The following is a 16,679-nucleotide window of genomic DNA, read 5'->3' as shown; positions in this document are numbered from 1 at the left end:
AATAAGAAGCTAGGTCTTCGCAAGGACTCGCCATGTCTCATTGGCTGAAACAGATCACCGTCATCCTCACGCTCAGTCTCACCGTCGCCGCCTGCACCCGCGTGGGCCTGGCTTACCGCAACCTCGACGTGATCATTCCCTGGACGCTCAGCGACTATCTGGACATGAACCGCCAGCAAAAAGACTGGTTGAACGAGCGGCTCAAGGAACACCTGCGCTGGCACTGCACCACGCAACTGCCCGGTTACCTCGACTGGCTGAATCGGTTACAGACCATGATCGAGACCAACCAGATCACCGACGCCGAGCTGCAAGCCCGTACCCAGGAAGCCAAACAAGCCATCGCCGAAACCGCCCGGGAAATCACCCCATCGGCCATCGAACTGTTGCAAGGGCTGGATGACAAGCAAGTCGCGGAAATGAACGACGCTTTCGCCAAGGACCAGCGCAAACGCCAGGAGGAATACCTCAAGCCACCTCTCGAGCAACAGATCAAAGAGCGAAGCAAGCGCATGGAAAAACGCCTGAATGCCTGGCTCGGCTCCCTCAGCCCAACCCAACAGCAACGGGTGATGGCCTGGTCGAACGCCCTGGGGGATCAGAACAAAGAATGGATTGCCAACCGCGTCCATTGGCAACAGCAATTCAGCGCGGCGGTCGCGCAACGTCAGAGTCCGCAATTCCCACAGCAAATCGAGACGCTTCTGGTTGATCGCGAGAGTTTATGGACCCCCGCTTACCGTGTGGCCTACGCCAACACCGAAGCCCAGGCTCGGGCGTTACTGGTGGACTTGATGGCCGAGAGCACGCCGTTTCAGCGTCAACGGTTGCTGCAAAAGATTGAAGACATGCGCAAGGATTTCACTGATTTGAAATGCCTGAAAGCGGCGCAGCGAGGATAGGTTCTAAAGCTGCAAGCTTCACGCAATCTGAGCCTTCGACGCCACTTCATCAAACGTCAATTCATCCAGCGCATCTTCCTGCTCATCCAGCACCTGGCGCGGATGCTCATTTCCCGGGATGCTGCTGTCGATCAGGCTCAACAAACTCGAGCCCCGGGGTGTCAAAATGTAATTCTCGCCATTGCCACCCTGATCCTCCGGCCGAGGCTCGATATACCCCCGCAACAGCAGTATTTTTTCGTACTCACCGGCCACCGTTTTCAGGCGATCCAGATTCTCGAACGGCTCGCCCGCGGAGGCTTTCGCCGCCGCATACTGCTCGGCATAAGGCCGTGGAGTGAAACTGCGGCCAGCACTGTTCTGCACTTCGTGCAGTAAATGCTCGATCAAATCCCAGTTATAAGTCGTCATCCTGATCAACCTCCAGTGCCCACGAGTGAAATGGCCTTCATAGGTTGTGACCGACAGGGAGTGCAGCCGTTCAGCCGAGTTCTTTCCCCCAACCGACCGGCGGCCTGTCGATTTGAGCGCAGGCCAAACGACTAGGCTGTGTAAGACGGTTTACCCCTCTGCGCGGATCGACTTTCGCCACAGCAAGCAGGAGAAATCAGCATGAACATACAGAATCATCCGGTCGTGTCCCGGGAAGAATGGGTCGCGGCCCGCAAACAACACCTGGCCCACGAAAAAGCCTTCACCAAAGAACGAGACAAACTCAGCGCCGAACGCCGCGCCCTGCCCTGGGTAAAAATCGACAAACCCTACCGCTTCCAGGGCCCCAACGGCGAACTGAGCCTGACCGACCTGTTCGGCGGCCGCAGCCAGTTGATCGTCTACCACTTCATGTTCGCCGCCGGCTGGGACGAAGGCTGCCCCGGCTGCTCGTTCCTCTCCGACCACATCGACGGCGCCAACCAACACCTGGCCCACCACGACGTCGCCGTGGTCGCGGTCTCCCACGCACCGTTCGCCGAATTCCAACCGTTCAAACAGCGCATGGGCTGGAAATTTGACTGGGTCTCGTCCGAAGGCTGCGACTTCAACTACGACTTCGGCGTCTGCGCCCGTGCCGAAGACGTTGCCGCTGGAAAAGCCACCTACAACTACGAAAAAACCGACGGCGCCGAGGAAGAACTCCCAGGGCTTAGCGTGTTTTATCGCGACGAAGCAGGGGAGATTTTCCACACCTATTCAACGTATGCCCGAGGCCTGGACCTGCTGGTCGGCGCCTACAACTACCTGGACCTCACGCCCAAGGGCCGTAATGAAGAGGAAATCATGGACTGGGTGAGGCATCACGATCGGTATGAAGACAAGGTGTCAGCTAGTTGCTGCCATGGGGGGAATGCTTGAAGGATGAAGACTATAGTCAGCCCGGTAGCCCAAAAGGCGACCGGGTTTGGCAACCCAACCACAAAGAGTCCCTATCTATGACAGAGATTCCACCCATGGATAGATATATGGGTCGCCCGATTTGCATAGTGATTACAAATAACTGAGCGTCCTTTACGCAGAAGGCATGCTCTTCACGGGAATGCGTTCCTGAGGCTGAGTTATATCGTAGACATGCTGCTCACAGCGGCTACCAACAAACTGGAACTCCACCAAATAGACCTTGCTTCTTTCTGGTGTGAAAGTGGTTTTGATCGGGCCGCAGCTATAGATACTCCCAACACCCGCGCCATTCGAATAACCCGACACCTGGAATGGCTGATCGACATCCGCCTGCACTTCCAGCTGCGGGAAGCGTTTAAGCGTGGCGCTGTTGGCCGCTTCGTTGAGTTTGGCGATCCAGCCGAAGACCTTGCCCTGACCTGAATCCACCACGGTGCCAAGCACCTCCATACGCTTGTCGGGATCCGCTGCGCGAAGGATCGAGAACTCTACCGGGGTAGTGCTACCTGATGCTTTCATGATGATCTTGGCGTGTTGCGCATCGACGGCCACTTTGTTCTGGTGCAGCTGAATACCGTCCGTCAACAGGCTGGGGGAAGAGTCCCGGACGTTGGAATGGCAGCCCGGTAATGCCAGAATCAAGGTTAGTGCTAGTAGTGTGGTTCTTTTCACGTCTGAATATCCTTTAAAGCGTATGTTCAGTTGATGAGAAAATATCTGTCAAAGCGGCGTTTCATAAATGCTGAGTTCGCTATAGGGGAACAGTCAGGCCGCAAAAACAGGGATGCACTACTTGACTGGGATGTAAGAGTATCCCGTCACCATTGCTTTCCCTTCCCTGGCATCCCGTACCCGGATCAACTCAACCATGTTCTGCTGAGTGTATTCAACGAAGTACTCTTTACCCTGCTCGACCTGCAGGTTCAGGTATACGTTTCTGGGGTGGACGTGCTGCCCGGCAGATATCTTGTGCAGGCCGGGGCTCACAAAGACCCAGGAGTAGGTATGTTCATTGAGCCCCACCACCGCACTGTCATTGATGCTGAACACGCTGTCATAAAAGCTGCCTTGAATAACCTGGGTTCGCATCATGTAAACCAACGCCTTACCTTGAGGTGGCGCTGGTGGCTCGAAATAAGGCTGGCTGGAAGAGGTGTGGCCACAGCCGGCCAATAACAGCATAAGCAACAGAGCTGGAATACTTTTCATCACCGCACTCATTTGCTTTGCCCCAACAATTGGTTGATCACCGGCCCCATTTTTTCCTCGACCGTCGCTAATTTCGACATATCGAGTCCCCCCTCCGCCGTCAGATGGTATTGCGCAAAGCCGATTTTTTGATCGCCCTTGTAGAGCCAGACACTGGCGTCGGATATGTATGCGGAAATGTCCCACGAGCGAGTCGCGTTGTAGCTCAGCCGGTACTCACAGCTACTCGGCACAGGCGTAGCGTAAAGGCGACTCTCGATACCGTGCTTACGCAGGAGGGATTGCAGACCATCGACGAAATCACCAACGACCACTTTCGGGTTCTCTTCGATGCAGAGTTTCGAGATTTGGTATTGGCGGTCCACCGGCTCAACTTTAATGTTGGTACACCCGGTCAGTGTCAGTAAAACGCTTATCGCAAGAGCTCTAAACAGCATGTCCTATCCTTGAATCAAAAATGATATCAATATGATGGCCGCATGCTAGATCAGGCCCGTTTTACGGTCAATTGATTGGTTTGCTTTCAGAACGATTTTCTCGCAAATGGCCCAAGCTCGCCGCTCGTAGAAAACCGAGTATCTTCATCCGAAGCCGGCTCAGCTCCATAAAAACAGTCGGCAACCTCAAACTTATCAGCCATTTCTTTTGAGTATGTGAGTAAAGCATCGAGCACTGCTCGCCCCCTTAATCCAACATCATTCTCATCAAAGCTTAAATCAATATCGAACACTCCGTCATATTTCAAAATCCTAACAAGAACAGAACCAATTATTAGCTCCATAATTTTCAGATTACGGACATTAACCAACACACAAACTTCACCTTCAAAGCTCATTGCTGCACTTATTGCATCGAGCTGTATCTGACAATCACGCCAGACCGGAAACGTTTCTGAACATTGAGCACTCACTACCGAATCGGCGCCATTGATTACTTCCGTCAGCAGTGGCAAGACCGATCCCTTATCCACAAGCTCGAATACAAACTCCAGCAAGCCAGCCACGTCTACCTCCGCGCTAAAGAATAGCCGGCGAAATTTGGTCTTTCTGCCCTTCGTTGGTGATATCGAAAATCTTTTGGTCGCACATGGTGAAACTCTGCAAATCGAACTCAACCAAATATGTCTTATTGGCTTGCGCAAGGAAGGTGTGGGACAGCGGGCCACATTTTTCTACTCGGTAACTCGTTCCGCGGTCGTTGCGCCAATTTGCTTGACCCTCGACCTCAATCAGTTGGCTTGCTGGCACTAGAATTTCGCGGCTCGGCCTGGCGCCATAGATCCCCCTGATGACCCCTTTGTACAACCCCCTGGCAAACGCAGGCATTTGCTGCTCTTGGGCATCGTTATATACAACACCTACAGCGATCAGATTACCGGGCTTCCCAATCTTGAAGCTCACCGGTGATTCGGTGCTAACCGCTTTGAAAATAACCTTTGAATTATGTTCGTTCGCGATTAGCGCAATGGGTTCTTCATCCGTCTTTGTGGGAAGCTCCTTTTTATGCGAAGAACAGCCTGAGAGAGAAGATGTGATCAACATAAAAACAATGAACCCATTTAACAAAGCGCGCATAAACGAACCCTAACCTCAATAGACTTTATAAATAGCGAGACAACATAATTTTTTGGTCACCACCGCATGAACCAGACAAATGACAAATAAATCCGTCCCCTTTCTCCTTTTCTCTCGAACCGGTCAATACATCCTGCCGTAGAGAAGTGATCTGCCACTTCATGGCGATCGCCAGTTTCTTGAGCGGATTGGGATTCCTCAGGGACGGATTTATTTTCTAATTTTTTTTCGCCCAGCACTCACTCAATAATTTTTTTATACACCAGAAGATCACGATCTCTTACCGCGTATATAGACTCATACTGAAAGGACAGCAAAAATCGAGTATCAACAGCACTTACCAATGCATCCATAAAATCATCCAACTCTTTTGCACTCTCTGCCAGCGCACCAATCGGACAATGCACCACAAGTCTTGCACCCACTTCCCAACCTAAGGGGTTTTCTTGATCGGTGGCTATTTCTTCCAAAGACGAGTTTTTGCTATAAACAAAAAAAGCATTTGATTCCGAAAAACTCCCAACAAATCCCGGATCTTCAATTTTAACATATGCCCCCAGTGATTCCAGGACACTCAGCAACTTCTCAACAGAGGGAAAGCCTTCAAACTCGAACACCATCATTATGCTCATGGTTTACGGACCTCAATCACTCTAAACTCCCCGCTTTTCAGCAAGTAAAGCCTCTTAAGATTTGGCACTGGATATTCTGCTATGGATTTTTCTATATCGTTGAACCCTAGTAGGAAAAGGGGACGGATTTATTTTCTAGCCACCGCACGAACCAAACAAATAAATCCGTCCTCTTTTCTCAGAGTACGCCCCATTTACACCCAGTTAAAATCAGGCGTAATTTCACAAACAACCCCAGCAAACACAAGAACATTTCGAACTCGCAAAACCTCCTCCGCCTGACCGACAAATACTAGAACAAGGCCTTTCTGGAGCATATTTCTTGATGTTAAATAATTGCAACCTGTCACTTCAGAAATAGCTTTTATATGAGCTTTATCTTGATAGTCACCGTGACAACGCACTTCATACTTCGTCTCATCAACTTTAATGCCCGGAATATTCGTTATCACTACAGACCAACCGCACCGATTGCACTTCCCCCCCTGAGCGCTGCCCTGCCTGAAACTAGCTAACTCTCCTCCACACTGATCGCATGTCATAAAATATGTTTTTCCATTGAACAGGAAAAGGGGACGGATTTATTTCCTAGCCACCGCACGAGCCAAACAAATAAATCCGTCCCCTTTCCTATGCAAATTCCCTCGACAAAAATCACTCCAGTTTCAGTTGCGCATCGCCTTGCCCTGCCAAGACTTTGTTCAAGCAGCGCATCCAATCCTTCCAAACTGCGGGATCGGCAGTCTCACCATCTGCAAGATAACTCATACTGCCCAACAGTGAACCCAACTCATCCGACTTTGTTCGCTCATACACATCTACTAGAAATTCATACATTGCAAGATACGCGAGTTCAGGTGTTAAATTTTCGGTGCTCATTGCTATTTTCCTTTCGACAGTCCGGTAGCTGGATTGAAGCCTCGCGGCGTCGTATTCAATCCGCCATTTTGAATAACCCCATTTCGCACGCTTCCCCAAAGCTGGGTTCCATCTGCCTGAGTTTGGGCAAACCACTGGTTACCAAACCGGTCGGTGCCTAAGCTATTCGCGGGGTTATTAGTTAACTTAACGAGCGTTTGTTGATTCTCTAGAGTATCCGCCAGATGGCCCACATCGTCACGGAAGATATGAGACAGCTGAGACGAGTCGGTAGGCAAGCTATTGTTCGCGGCATCTAAGCCTTCCGAAGCGGCCCCATTTGCACCAGCATTCTCACCCGCCTCTCCCAGTATAGTCTCACCTGCACCTGTGCTTGTGCTTGCGCTTGCACCCGCGTCAACTGCAGCTCCACCTCCCGACGCCGTTACCCCTACACCCGCACCCTCCCCCATCTCGTTGAACATTGTGCCAATCTTGGCTATAAACCCTTCCGAAAAAAGCTCCGGAGCCAACGTAAACAAGATCGCCAATGACAACTGTGCCTTAGCCTTATCCAGCGCAGTCATGCCGCCTTGCAGAGGCGCGCCGTCATCACCAAACAGCACTGTAGGATCGGTAAACGGGTGCCCTTGATCGTTGTACTTCTCCGCCGTCCCACCGATCAACGCGCCGATATTGGGATCACCGCCGGCCATAGCCCCCGAAACCAAGCCAATCAATTGCGCCGTGGTGATTTTGGCCTGGCTACCCTGGAGGCTCAGGTTGTTCGCGTCAAAAATCTTGCTTACATAGTTGGACAACGCGGCATTGACCAGTGGTGTCAGGCCTTCGGCCACGCCGCCAGCGACAACACCACTGGCAAAATCCTGACCTGCAGCTTTCGATAGCAAGCCACCGAGCAAGGCATGCATGATCAATTTGCTCGAGATGTCATTCGTTATATCGCCGATGGCTTTGTTACCGGCTGCCGCACCAAGATTAATGGCCTCTCCCAAGGCCGCGCTACTCAGATTCTTACCGAAGCTTCCGCCATTGATCACCGTAGAAATCCCACCGTTGATCAGGGCATGCCCACCAGCGCGCAGTAAGGCCTGCTCAGCATTGCTCCAACTGAGCATGTCACTTGTGTAATTGGCGTCTTGAAGCGGTCCGGCGCTGGTGACGGTGGAGCCCCCGGCATCTCCGAACCAGTTGGTGTCGGCATAATCCAGTACTCCGGCGGTAATGCCAGCGACTGCCGCGTTTTTCAAACTACCCGAGCTGAAGGTGTCCTTCAGCGCACTGCCCAAATTGCCTTTTTCATCGATAAGACTGGTGACTGCCGTAGTGGCCAGGCTGATCTCTGCCGCCCCCTCTACCCCGCCCAGGCCCAGCCCGGCAGGGCCGAGAATGGCTGACATGAGGATCGCGATGATCACCTTCGATGCGGGTCCAAGACCCGAAGTGTTGTACTTAAAGGACTCGTGGATTTCCTTGACCTGGCGCCAGTCGACATCGCCGCGTTGTTCGGCGTCTTTTATCCAGGCCAGACTCGGATCAGCCTTGACCATCGCATCGATGCTTTGTGCAACCGTGTCTTGATCGATCTGCTTGAGGTCGATGTGCAGGCCGTTGACAGCGTTAATCGTCACCTGCCCCTGTGCGGTCAACTCACTCTGGCGCAAGGTCTCGTCAGTGTTGCCTTTGCCTTTGGCTGATACCCAGAACGCGTTGTTATCACTTTTGGTGTGGCTTTCGTCATGCAGGTCCTTGACGGCTTCGAAGGTGATGCTCCCTCCACTGCTCAGGTTCAGGTCTCCACCGCTGTTGAGCTTGGCGCCTTGGTACCGCTGGTCGCCAACGCTGATCAGAGCCAAAGAACCGCCGGTCTGGATCTCACTACCCACGTTTTTTACGTCAGTGACTTCATCATGCTGGGTCTTCAGGCTACCGAAACCACCCTTTTTCTTCATGTCGTACAGCGAATAATCGCTGTCTTGCGCGGCCAGCAACTGAAGTTTATCGCCGGCCACCAGGTAGGCTTCGTCCCCCGCGGCGATCTTGCTGGAGATAAGCGTCAGGTCGTTACCCGCGCTCAGCGCAACATTGCCGCCTGCTGTAACGGTGGTGGCTACCTGATGGACATGATCCTCCTGACTGGTAACCTTCTTACTCTTGCCATACGAGTGCTGCTCATCCGCCGCCGAGGCCAGGGTCAAGTCGCCGACAGCGCTCATGCTCACATCGCGTTTGGCGTCGATCTGACTGGCAATAACGGAGAGGTCTCGACCGGCGTTGACCTTCAGGCTCTGCCCCACATCTACGTCTGAGCCATATTGGGTAATGGTCTGGTCCCGATGCAGCCCCCGCTCGCCACTGACGATCTGTTCGGCTGATGTGAGGTTGACGTCGCGACCAGCAGTGATCGTGGTATCCGCTCCGCTTTTCAGCACGCCGCCAACGTTGTTGATATCGCGTCCGGCATTGAGAGTGAGCGAGTTTCCGGCTTCGATGCGAGCGGCGTTGTCGACGAAGTCCGTGCGCTCGTTGCGATATCCGCTGCCGCTTTCGTGGGTGGTGACGGTGCGTTCGTTGATCACGTCGCCACGGGTGGTCCGGAGTGTGACGTCACGACCGGCGATGATGCCGCCCGCCTTGTTGACTATGTTGTTGCCTGCCAGCAGGTCAAGACGATCACCGGCCTCTACCAAGCCGCTGTTGACCAGATCATTACCAACATTGGCCGACAGGTTGTTGGAGGCGCGCAAGGTGCCGGCGTTGTTCAGGTCTTTGCCGGCGATCAGGGTCACGTCGCTGCCCTGGATCAAGGCACCGTTGGCGGCCAGGCGATTGTTGGCGTTGGCCAGGTACAGCACCGGCACCAGTACTTGCTCGCCATTTACCTCGGCATTTTCCATCCAGACAATGTCGTGGGTGAGGGCCGCGACTTGTTCGGAGGTCAGGCTGACGCCCAGCGACAGGTTGAGTTCTGTTTTGCTGGCGACGGCGTTGTTCATCAAGTATTTGAACAAGCCTTCGTCGCTGGTCTGGCCATCGATAAAGCGCTGACCGGTACGCGCCACTACCGCTTGCTGGATCAGGCGTTGTTCATAGAGGCCATCGCCCAGGCGCTTGGCACTTTGGTCGGGGTCGTAGCCCAGGTTCGACAACAGGTAGTCCGAGCTCATGAATTGCTTGAGGTCGGTAAGTACCGGGTTGGTTTCGATCAGGTATTTCTGGGGTTTGGACTGGCCGCTGCTGGCCGGCAACCCTTGGACGCGATTGATGGTAAAGGCCGTGGAACGACCCGGCAGCGCCGAGCCGGTTGAATTGGCAGCCGGTGCGCTGACGTCGATCGCGCTGGCGCCGGCGCCCACGTTCGACGCCACATAATCAACGGGCTTCAGGTCAACGCTGCTGGCGGAGGCCTGAGTGTTGCTGACCGGTAGAATGTTCCTTGGCTGGACGTTAACCACCGGTTGCTGACGCTGGGTCGTGCTGACGCTGCCGCCGCCCATGGTCCAGCTTTGCGGACCGCTGGCCACTGGAGTGCTGCTGTCTTGGCCGCTCAGGCGGAACAGACCGTTTTGCCCGGTGGGCAGAGCGAAGCCGGGCAAGGCCAGCGGGTTGACTTGCTGTTGGGCCAGGTTGGGCGGCAATTGTTGATTGAGGGTGATGCGGGTGGAGAACTGGCTGCCCGCAGCACCGGTGCCCGTGCGCGGACCACTGCCCACGTAGGTGTAGCCAGGGCGTACGACACTGTTATCGATATTGTTCTGGGCGTTGATGTTGACCGCGCCAGCAGCCTGGATCACGGCGGCGTAACTTTGGTCGCTGGACGAGATTTTTGTGGTCGTAGCGAACTGAGGCAGTTCAGCTTCGGTCATGCCAATAAAGTTGGCCATCCCGGCCTCAAGCCCCCCCAGGTCGTTGGGGGTGTAGCCCGCGCTTTCGAACCAGTACTTGTCGGTGAAACTACCGGCCGCGTTGTACAGTCCGCCTGCGTTGCGGGTTCGTTCGGAGCGAAATACCCGGGAGGTCTCGGTTTCGCCGGTCTCGATACCGCTGTTGGTCAGGTTGACCAGCGAGGCGCTCAGATTGCCGCCGGTGGCGATGGTGCTGCTCTGGTTCAGCAGGTCGCCGCCGGTCAGGGTAAGGTCCCCGCCCGCCGTGATGCTGGACGCGGCACTGGCCTCAGTGACTTCAAATTTGTCGCGCTGCACGATCTCCCAGACATGGTTTTGCTTGCCGCTGCAGTCGCCCGCGTTCACCCCTTCGATACAGGTGATTTCGCCAATCCGGGCGGTGTAGATGCCCTGGTTATTGGTGGTCAGCACCGCGCGAATGTTCTGAATCGTGCTCGCCGCCAGACTCATGCTGCCGTCGCTTTGAATCGACGATGAGCTGTTGATGATGCTGGCGGCCTGGGCGCCTTGACCGTTACGGTCGATCGTCAGGTTGCCCAGGCTGTAGATGTTGGCGTAGCTGTTGTTCAGCGCATTGACCCGCAAGCCCATGTTGCCGCCGCTGAAGATCAGCCCGCTGTAGTTACCCAGCGATCCGGTGGTGACGGTCAGTTGTTGAGCGCTGGCCAGCGTCCCGAAGTTGTTGATCCCGCCGGCGTTAACCGCCAGGTTGGCGCCTGAGGTCAGGCGACCGGCGTTGTCCAGTTGACCACTGACATTGAGCGTGGTGTTGCCACCGCCAGCGATGCTGGAGGTGACGCTATTGAGGCTCACTTGCGCGGCATTCAGGCCAAGGGCCCCTTGGCTGCTAAGACGACCAGCACCCCAGTAAGCACCGCTCAGCCCCACGTTCATGCTGCCGTCACTGGCAATCAATCCTTCGTTGAACCAGTTGACACCGGTACCGACGAGGCTATCCGAGGCCAGCAACTGACCACTCGCCGTCTGGGTGAAACTATTGACGTTAACGGTCAGGCGTCCAGCCTGGATGACGTTGCTGTTGGTCCAGCTGTCGGCGTTGAGGGTCAGGCCGCCGCGAGTAACGATGGTGCCACCGGCGCCGGTGACGTTGGCGGTGGAAATGTCGAAAGTACCGTTGCCCACGTGCAGCAGACTGCCGCCACCGTTGAGGAAGCCGCCCACCGCCATGGTCAGGTCGGTGTTGGCGCTTTCCAGGGTGCCGTTGCGGTTGTCGAACAGGCCACCGATCTGGAAGCTGGTTTTACCTTTGTCGCCGAGGGCGCGCAGTTGGCCGGTCTGGTTGTCGAGGCTGGCAGCCTTGATCGACAGGGTGCTGTCGCTCTCGATGATGCCCAGTCGGTTGTTCAGGGCACCGCTGAGGGTGAGGTCGATCTGTTGACCGGCGATCTGGCCGTCGTTGTCGCCGCTGTTGTCAAAGTTGTTGCCGGTGACGCTGACCTTGCCTTTGGCATAGAGGCCGCCATTGCGGTTGTCGAAGTTACCGGTGGCAATGATCGCGTCGCCGCTTTGCGCAGCGATACGCCCGCCGTAGTTGTCGATACCGGCCAGCGCAGTCAGGTTCAGGCGCTGGGCCTGGGTGACGCCGCTGCGGCGGTTGTTGTTCAGGTCATAGCCGTTTTTCAGCACACCAGTCAGGTTGGCCGTGAACGCAGCTTGCAGGCTGGCGAGCACCCCGCCGCGGTTATCGAGATTGCCGGCGTTGATCGACAGGTCACCGTCCTTGGCGACAATGCGGCCGCTCTGGTTGTCGATATCGCCGCCGATGGTGAGGTTCAAAGCCCCCTGGCTTTGCAGAGTGCCCTTGGCGTTGACGAGGCTGGCGGCCTGGATTTGCAGGTCGCCATTCTGGCTGTAGATCTGGCCGTCGGCGCTGTTCTGTAGCGTGCCGCCCGTAGTGATGGTCAGTAGATCATTGGCCGCGATGGTGCCGAGATTGCGGTTGTCCAGGCCACCGGTGAGCAGCGTCATCAAGCCTTGGCTGGCGATTTGACCGCCCTGGTTATTGATTTGCGTGGCGCGTTGCACCAGCAGTGGGCCGGCGCTGGCCAGTTTGCCGTTGGTGTTGGTCAGGGCGCCGAGCAGGTCGAGGGTCACGGCACCGTTGCCGATCAGATTGCCGCCGGTGTTATCCAGTGTGGTGCCGGTGAAACTGAGGTCCTGTTTTGCGTTGACGGTGCCGCCGGCATTACCCAGGGTCATCGCCTGCATCGCCAGGGTTGCGCCGCTGTCGATCAAGCCGCCCTGAGCATTGTTCAGCAGGCCGCTGAGGGTCAGGGTCTGATTGCCGCCGCTGGAGAGAATGCCGCCGTTGCTGTTGTCCAGGCTCGACGCGTTGACGCTCAGGGTTTTCCGGCTGACCAGTGCACCTTCGCCGCTGTTGAGAATGGCACCGCTGACGGTGACGGCCACATCGCTGTCATGACTCGACAGCGTGCCTTTGTTGCGGTTGTCCAGGCTGTTGCCGGTGAGGCTCAGGCCCTGCCAGCCGGAGATCAGACCGCCCTGGTTGAGTACCGTGTCGGCGTTGACCGTCAGCAGGTTATTGCTGATCAATTTGCCGTTGTTGTTGTTATCCAGTGCCCGGGCCGTCAGATCGAGGCTCTGGCTGCTGGAGATTTCGCCGTTCCGGTTGTTCAGGTCGCGCAGGTGCTGGATGCTCAGCAAGCCGGCGGTGGTGATCAGGCCGGCACCGTTGTTCAGGTCGCCGGTGGCCGCCCCGAAGTCGATGGCAATTGCGCTGCCCAGCAAAGAACCGTTCTGGTTATTCAGACCGCTGCTGTTGATTGTCAGCTCCGTGGTGGCGTTGATCAGCCCCTGGTTCTGGTTCGTCAGCAGCCCGTCGAGGCTCAGGTCGAGGTTGGCGCGGCTGGTCAGCGTGCCGCCGCTGTTGTCCAGGCTGGCGGCTTTGACGTCGAGTGCTGCAGCGGCGATCAGGCCTTTGAGGTTGGTCAGTGCCTGATCGATGCGCAGGGTCAGATTCTGATTGCTCAGCAGTTTGCCGTTGCTGTTGTCCAGGCTGCGAGCAGCGATGGTGAAAGCCTCGGCGCTGGAGATTTCGCCGCCGTTGTTATTAACGTCGGTGAGGTTTTTGAGCATCAACAACGGCGCGCTGATCAGACCGTTCTGGTTATTCAGCTGACCCTTGTTCAGATCCAGTGTCAGAGACGTGTTGCTGAACAGTTGCCCGCCTTGCTGATCCAGGCCGGTGACACTGGCCGTCAGGGCCCCGACACTGGCGATGCGGCCGCCGTCCTGATTGGTCAGTTGAGTGGTGGTCAGGTCCAGACTGGCGCCGCTGTTCAAGCGACCGGTGTGGCTGTTATCCAGTGCACCAGTGTTGACGATCACCGCCCCCTTGCCACTGATGCTGCCGTTATTGCGGTTGTCGAGGCTGGCACTGTTGAGTGTGATGCCAGCATCGGTCACGATCTCGCCGCCCTGATTGAGCACGGCGCCGGTGGTGGTCAACGTCAGCGGCCCTGCCGCGGAAACGCTGCCCAGGGTGTTGGTCAGGCTGGCGGCCGTGACCCCGAGTGAGCCTTCAGCGCTGAGCAGACCCTGGCTGTTGTTCAGGTCCCCCCTGAGATCGAGCGTCAGGTTTTTCTGACTCAACAGCGAGCCGCCACTGTTATCGAGGTCGCGGCCGGTCAATGACAGGTCGGCCTTGCCCGAGAGCAGGCCTTTGGCGCGGTTGATGATATTTTCGACCGTCAGGGACAAAGCACCGTCGGCGAATACCTGGCCACCATCGCTGTTGTCCAGACTATTACCGACCAGGGTCACATCTGACTTGCTCGACAACTCGCCACCACGGTTGTCGACCGATCCGATGTTCAGTTGCAGCGCATTGGTTGCACCAACCAGGCCGCTGTTGCGATTGTCGAGGCTGGTACTGGTCAATGTCAGGCCACCGGCGGCAATCAGTTGACCGCCCTGATTGTTCAGGGTCGCAACGTTGGCCGTGACATCGGCTTTACCGGCAATCTGGCCATGGGTGTTGTCCAGGCTATCGGCGCTGAGATGCACATCACCGTCAGCGATGAAAGTGCCATCCTGATTGACGATCTGACCGTCCACCGTCATCCCGAGGGTGCCATGACTGCTGATCAAGCCGCCGGTGTTGTCCAGGCGCGCGCTGCGCATCTCCAGGGTCTGTGCGGAAATCAGGCCCTTGATGCTGGCGAGCAGTTGATCGATGTGCAGCGTCAGACCCTGATTACTGATCAGCTTGCCGTTACTGTTATCCAGGTTCTGGGCGGCCAGTGTGAAGGCCTGGGCGCTGGAGATTTCACCGTTGCGGTTGTTGACGTCCTTGAGATTTTTCAACATCAACAACGGTGCATTGATCAGCCCGTTCTGGTTGTTCAGTTGGCCGTGATTCAAGTCCAGGCTCAGGACGGTTTTGCTGAACAGCTGACCGCCCTGCTGATCGAAACCGGTGACACTGGCGGTCAGGGCCTTATCGCTGGCGATTCGGCTGGCAACGCCATTACTGACCTGGGTCGCGGTCAGGTCGAGCATATCGCCGCTGATCAATTGACCGCCCTGAGTGTTGTCGAACGTACCCGTGGTGACGGCGGTCGCGCTCTTGCCACTGATCAGGCCGTTCTGGCTGTTGTTCAGGCTTTGGCTGTTGAGGGTCAAGCCGCTGTCGGTGCTGATCGACCCGCCCTGATTGTTCAGCACTCCTGTCGTCGTCAGCGCCAACGCGCCGGCGCTCGACACGCTGCCACGGGTGCTGTCGAGGCTCGCCGCGTTGACCGTCAGGGTGCCTTCACTGCTGATCAGGCCTTCGATGTTGCTTAGCGCGTTGTCGAGGCGGATATCCAGCCCAAGCTGAGTGACCAGGCTGCCACCGCTGTTGTCCAGACTCTGCCCCGTTACCGTCGTGGCGCCCTTGCCGAACAACAGCCCCTTGGTCTGGTTGATGATCTGCGCCACTTTCAGGCCCAGCTCGGTGCCAGCCAGAATCTTGCCGTTGTCACTGTTGTTCAGGCTTTGGCCTTCAATGGCCACATCAACGGCGCTGGAGATTTCGCCGCCCCGGTTGTCCACCTCATCGACATTGAGTTTCAGCGCTTTTGTCGCGCCTACCAGTCCGCCGTTGCGGTTATCGAGTCCGTTGCCATTGAGGCTCAACGTTCCTTGAGCGACAAGCTCGCCGCCCTGGTTGGTGAATTGCGCAACCTTGGCCGTCAGATCGGTTGTGCCGGAGATACGACCGCCGCTGTTGTCGACGCTGGCCGCCTGCAGTTGCACCGCCCCCGCCGCGCTGAGCAAGCCGCCGCGGTTATCCAGATGAGTGCCATTGAAGTTGATGGCGGCCTGGCTGTTGAGCAGACCTTGCTGGCGGTTATCGAGTTGTCCGACGGTCAGTTGCAGGTCTTTGCCAGCGCGTACTTTGCCGGTGCGGTTATCCAGCGAATCGCTGCGCAGGGTCAGGCGATCCTTGCCGGTCAGGCTGCCATTGCGGTTGTCGAGGCTGCCGGTTTGCAGGTCGACCACGTCTTTGGCACTCAGGTCGCCATTCTGGTTATCGAACAAGCCATTGATGCGTGCGGTGAAGCTGCCATCGCTAACCAGGCTGCCGCCATGACTGTTATCCAGGCTGGCGGCGCTGATGCTCACGCTTTGGCCGGAACCCAGCACGCCGTTCTGGTTATTCAGGGCGCCGATCAAGCCAATGTTCAGGGCAACGTCGCCCGTGACCTGGCCGTCACTGTTGTCCAGTGTTGTTGCGGTGAGGGTGGTGTTGCCAGCGCTGGAAACTTCACCATCGTGGTTGTTCAGGTGGCCGAGATTGGCCGTGAGGTTGCCGTTGCTGGTAATGACGCCCTGGGTGTTGAGGACCTGCGTAGCTTTTAGCTCCAGAGCGCCGCTGCCCAATACTCGGCCCTTGTTCTGGTTATCCAGCGTAGTAGCAGTGATGCTGGTTTTTTTCTGCCCGCTTAAAGTGCCGCCCTGGTTATTCAACGTCTGCGCGGTATTGACCGTCAGGTTGCGGCTGGCCACCACGCTCTTGCCGGTGTTGTTGAAGTTCTGCGCATTCAGGTTCACATCGCCATTGGCATTGCGGCTGGTATCAGCATTGACCCCGGCTTCGATGATGCCGTTGTTGGTCAGCACACCACCGGCCGTCAGCGCGATGCTGTCCCGGGCGGC

The 16,679-nt window shown here is 56.4% G+C and carries 12 protein-coding genes; 2 read left to right on the top strand and 10 right to left on the bottom strand.

What is annotated here, in order from left to right; genetic code table 11:
* Positions 1-32: 32 nt before the first annotated feature.
* Positions 33-902 carry a DUF6279 family lipoprotein gene (locus ACCC96_RS25685; protein ID WP_413697274.1) on the top strand — a complete coding sequence of 290 codons (870 nt, stop codon included), beginning with the start codon at positions 33-35 and terminating at the stop codon, positions 900-902.
* Between the two features lie 18 nt (positions 903-920).
* Here ACCC96_RS25685 and ACCC96_RS25680 read toward each other — a convergent pair whose 3' ends face one another.
* On the bottom strand, positions 921-1,313 hold the full coding sequence (locus tag ACCC96_RS25680) for a transcriptional regulator (protein ID WP_138866146.1): 393 nt from the start codon (positions 1,311-1,313) through the stop codon (positions 921-923).
* Between the two features lie 201 nt (positions 1,314-1,514).
* Between ACCC96_RS25680 and ACCC96_RS25675 the strand changes: the two genes are divergently transcribed.
* Complete coding sequence (locus ACCC96_RS25675; protein WP_413697273.1) at positions 1,515-2,255, top strand: DUF899 domain-containing protein; 741 nt, start codon at positions 1,515-1,517, stop codon at positions 2,253-2,255.
* Between the two features lie 153 nt (positions 2,256-2,408).
* Here the strand turns inward: ACCC96_RS25675 and ACCC96_RS25670 are convergent, their stop codons facing one another.
* The 9 genes from ACCC96_RS25670 to ACCC96_RS25630 form a co-directional block, all read right to left on the bottom strand.
* A complete protein-coding gene (locus ACCC96_RS25670; RefSeq protein ID WP_019648037.1) occupies positions 2,409-2,969 on the bottom strand; it encodes a hypothetical protein in 561 nt (186 codons plus the stop codon).
* Between the two features lie 117 nt (positions 2,970-3,086).
* Entirely contained in the window at positions 3,087-3,506 is a 420-nt protein-coding gene (locus ACCC96_RS25665; RefSeq protein ID WP_413697272.1) for a DUF2846 domain-containing protein, read from the bottom strand.
* Between the two features lie 8 nt (positions 3,507-3,514).
* Positions 3,515-3,943, bottom strand: coding sequence for an Sbal_3080 family lipoprotein (locus ACCC96_RS25660; RefSeq protein ID WP_018929892.1), 429 nt, complete (start codon positions 3,941-3,943; stop codon positions 3,515-3,517).
* An 86-nt stretch (positions 3,944-4,029) separates the two neighbouring features.
* On the bottom strand, positions 4,030-4,509 hold the full coding sequence (locus ACCC96_RS25655; RefSeq protein ID WP_413697271.1) for a hypothetical protein: 480 nt from the start codon (positions 4,507-4,509) through the stop codon (positions 4,030-4,032).
* Positions 4,510-4,522: 13 nt separating this feature from the next.
* The gene (locus tag ACCC96_RS25650; protein ID WP_413697270.1) at positions 4,523-5,080 is read right to left on the bottom strand and encodes a hypothetical protein; all 558 of its coding nucleotides are present in this window, start codon (positions 5,078-5,080) and stop codon (positions 4,523-4,525) included.
* A gap of 239 nt (positions 5,081-5,319) precedes the next feature.
* Positions 5,320-5,712, bottom strand: a complete 393-nt coding sequence (locus ACCC96_RS25645) for a hypothetical protein (RefSeq protein ID WP_413697269.1) — start codon at positions 5,710-5,712, stop codon at positions 5,320-5,322.
* Positions 5,713-5,906: 194 nt separating this feature from the next.
* Complete coding sequence (locus ACCC96_RS25640; protein WP_413697268.1) at positions 5,907-6,164, bottom strand: hypothetical protein; 258 nt, start codon at positions 6,162-6,164, stop codon at positions 5,907-5,909.
* Between the two features lie 202 nt (positions 6,165-6,366).
* Complete coding sequence (locus tag ACCC96_RS25635) at positions 6,367-6,591, bottom strand: hypothetical protein (RefSeq protein ID WP_413697267.1); 225 nt, start codon at positions 6,589-6,591, stop codon at positions 6,367-6,369.
* 2 nt (positions 6,592-6,593) lie between these two features.
* Positions 6,594-16,679 (bottom strand): hemagglutinin repeat-containing protein (locus ACCC96_RS25630; RefSeq protein ID WP_413697266.1); only part of this gene is annotated, 10,086 nt, incomplete at its 5' end.

The organism is Pseudomonas sp. Pseusp11, assembly GCF_047304405.1.
GTDB lineage: Bacteria > Pseudomonadota > Gammaproteobacteria > Pseudomonadales > Pseudomonadaceae > Aquipseudomonas.
The sequence above is the reverse complement of the archived record's forward strand: the minus strand, read 5'-3'. Positions and strand labels throughout refer to the sequence as shown.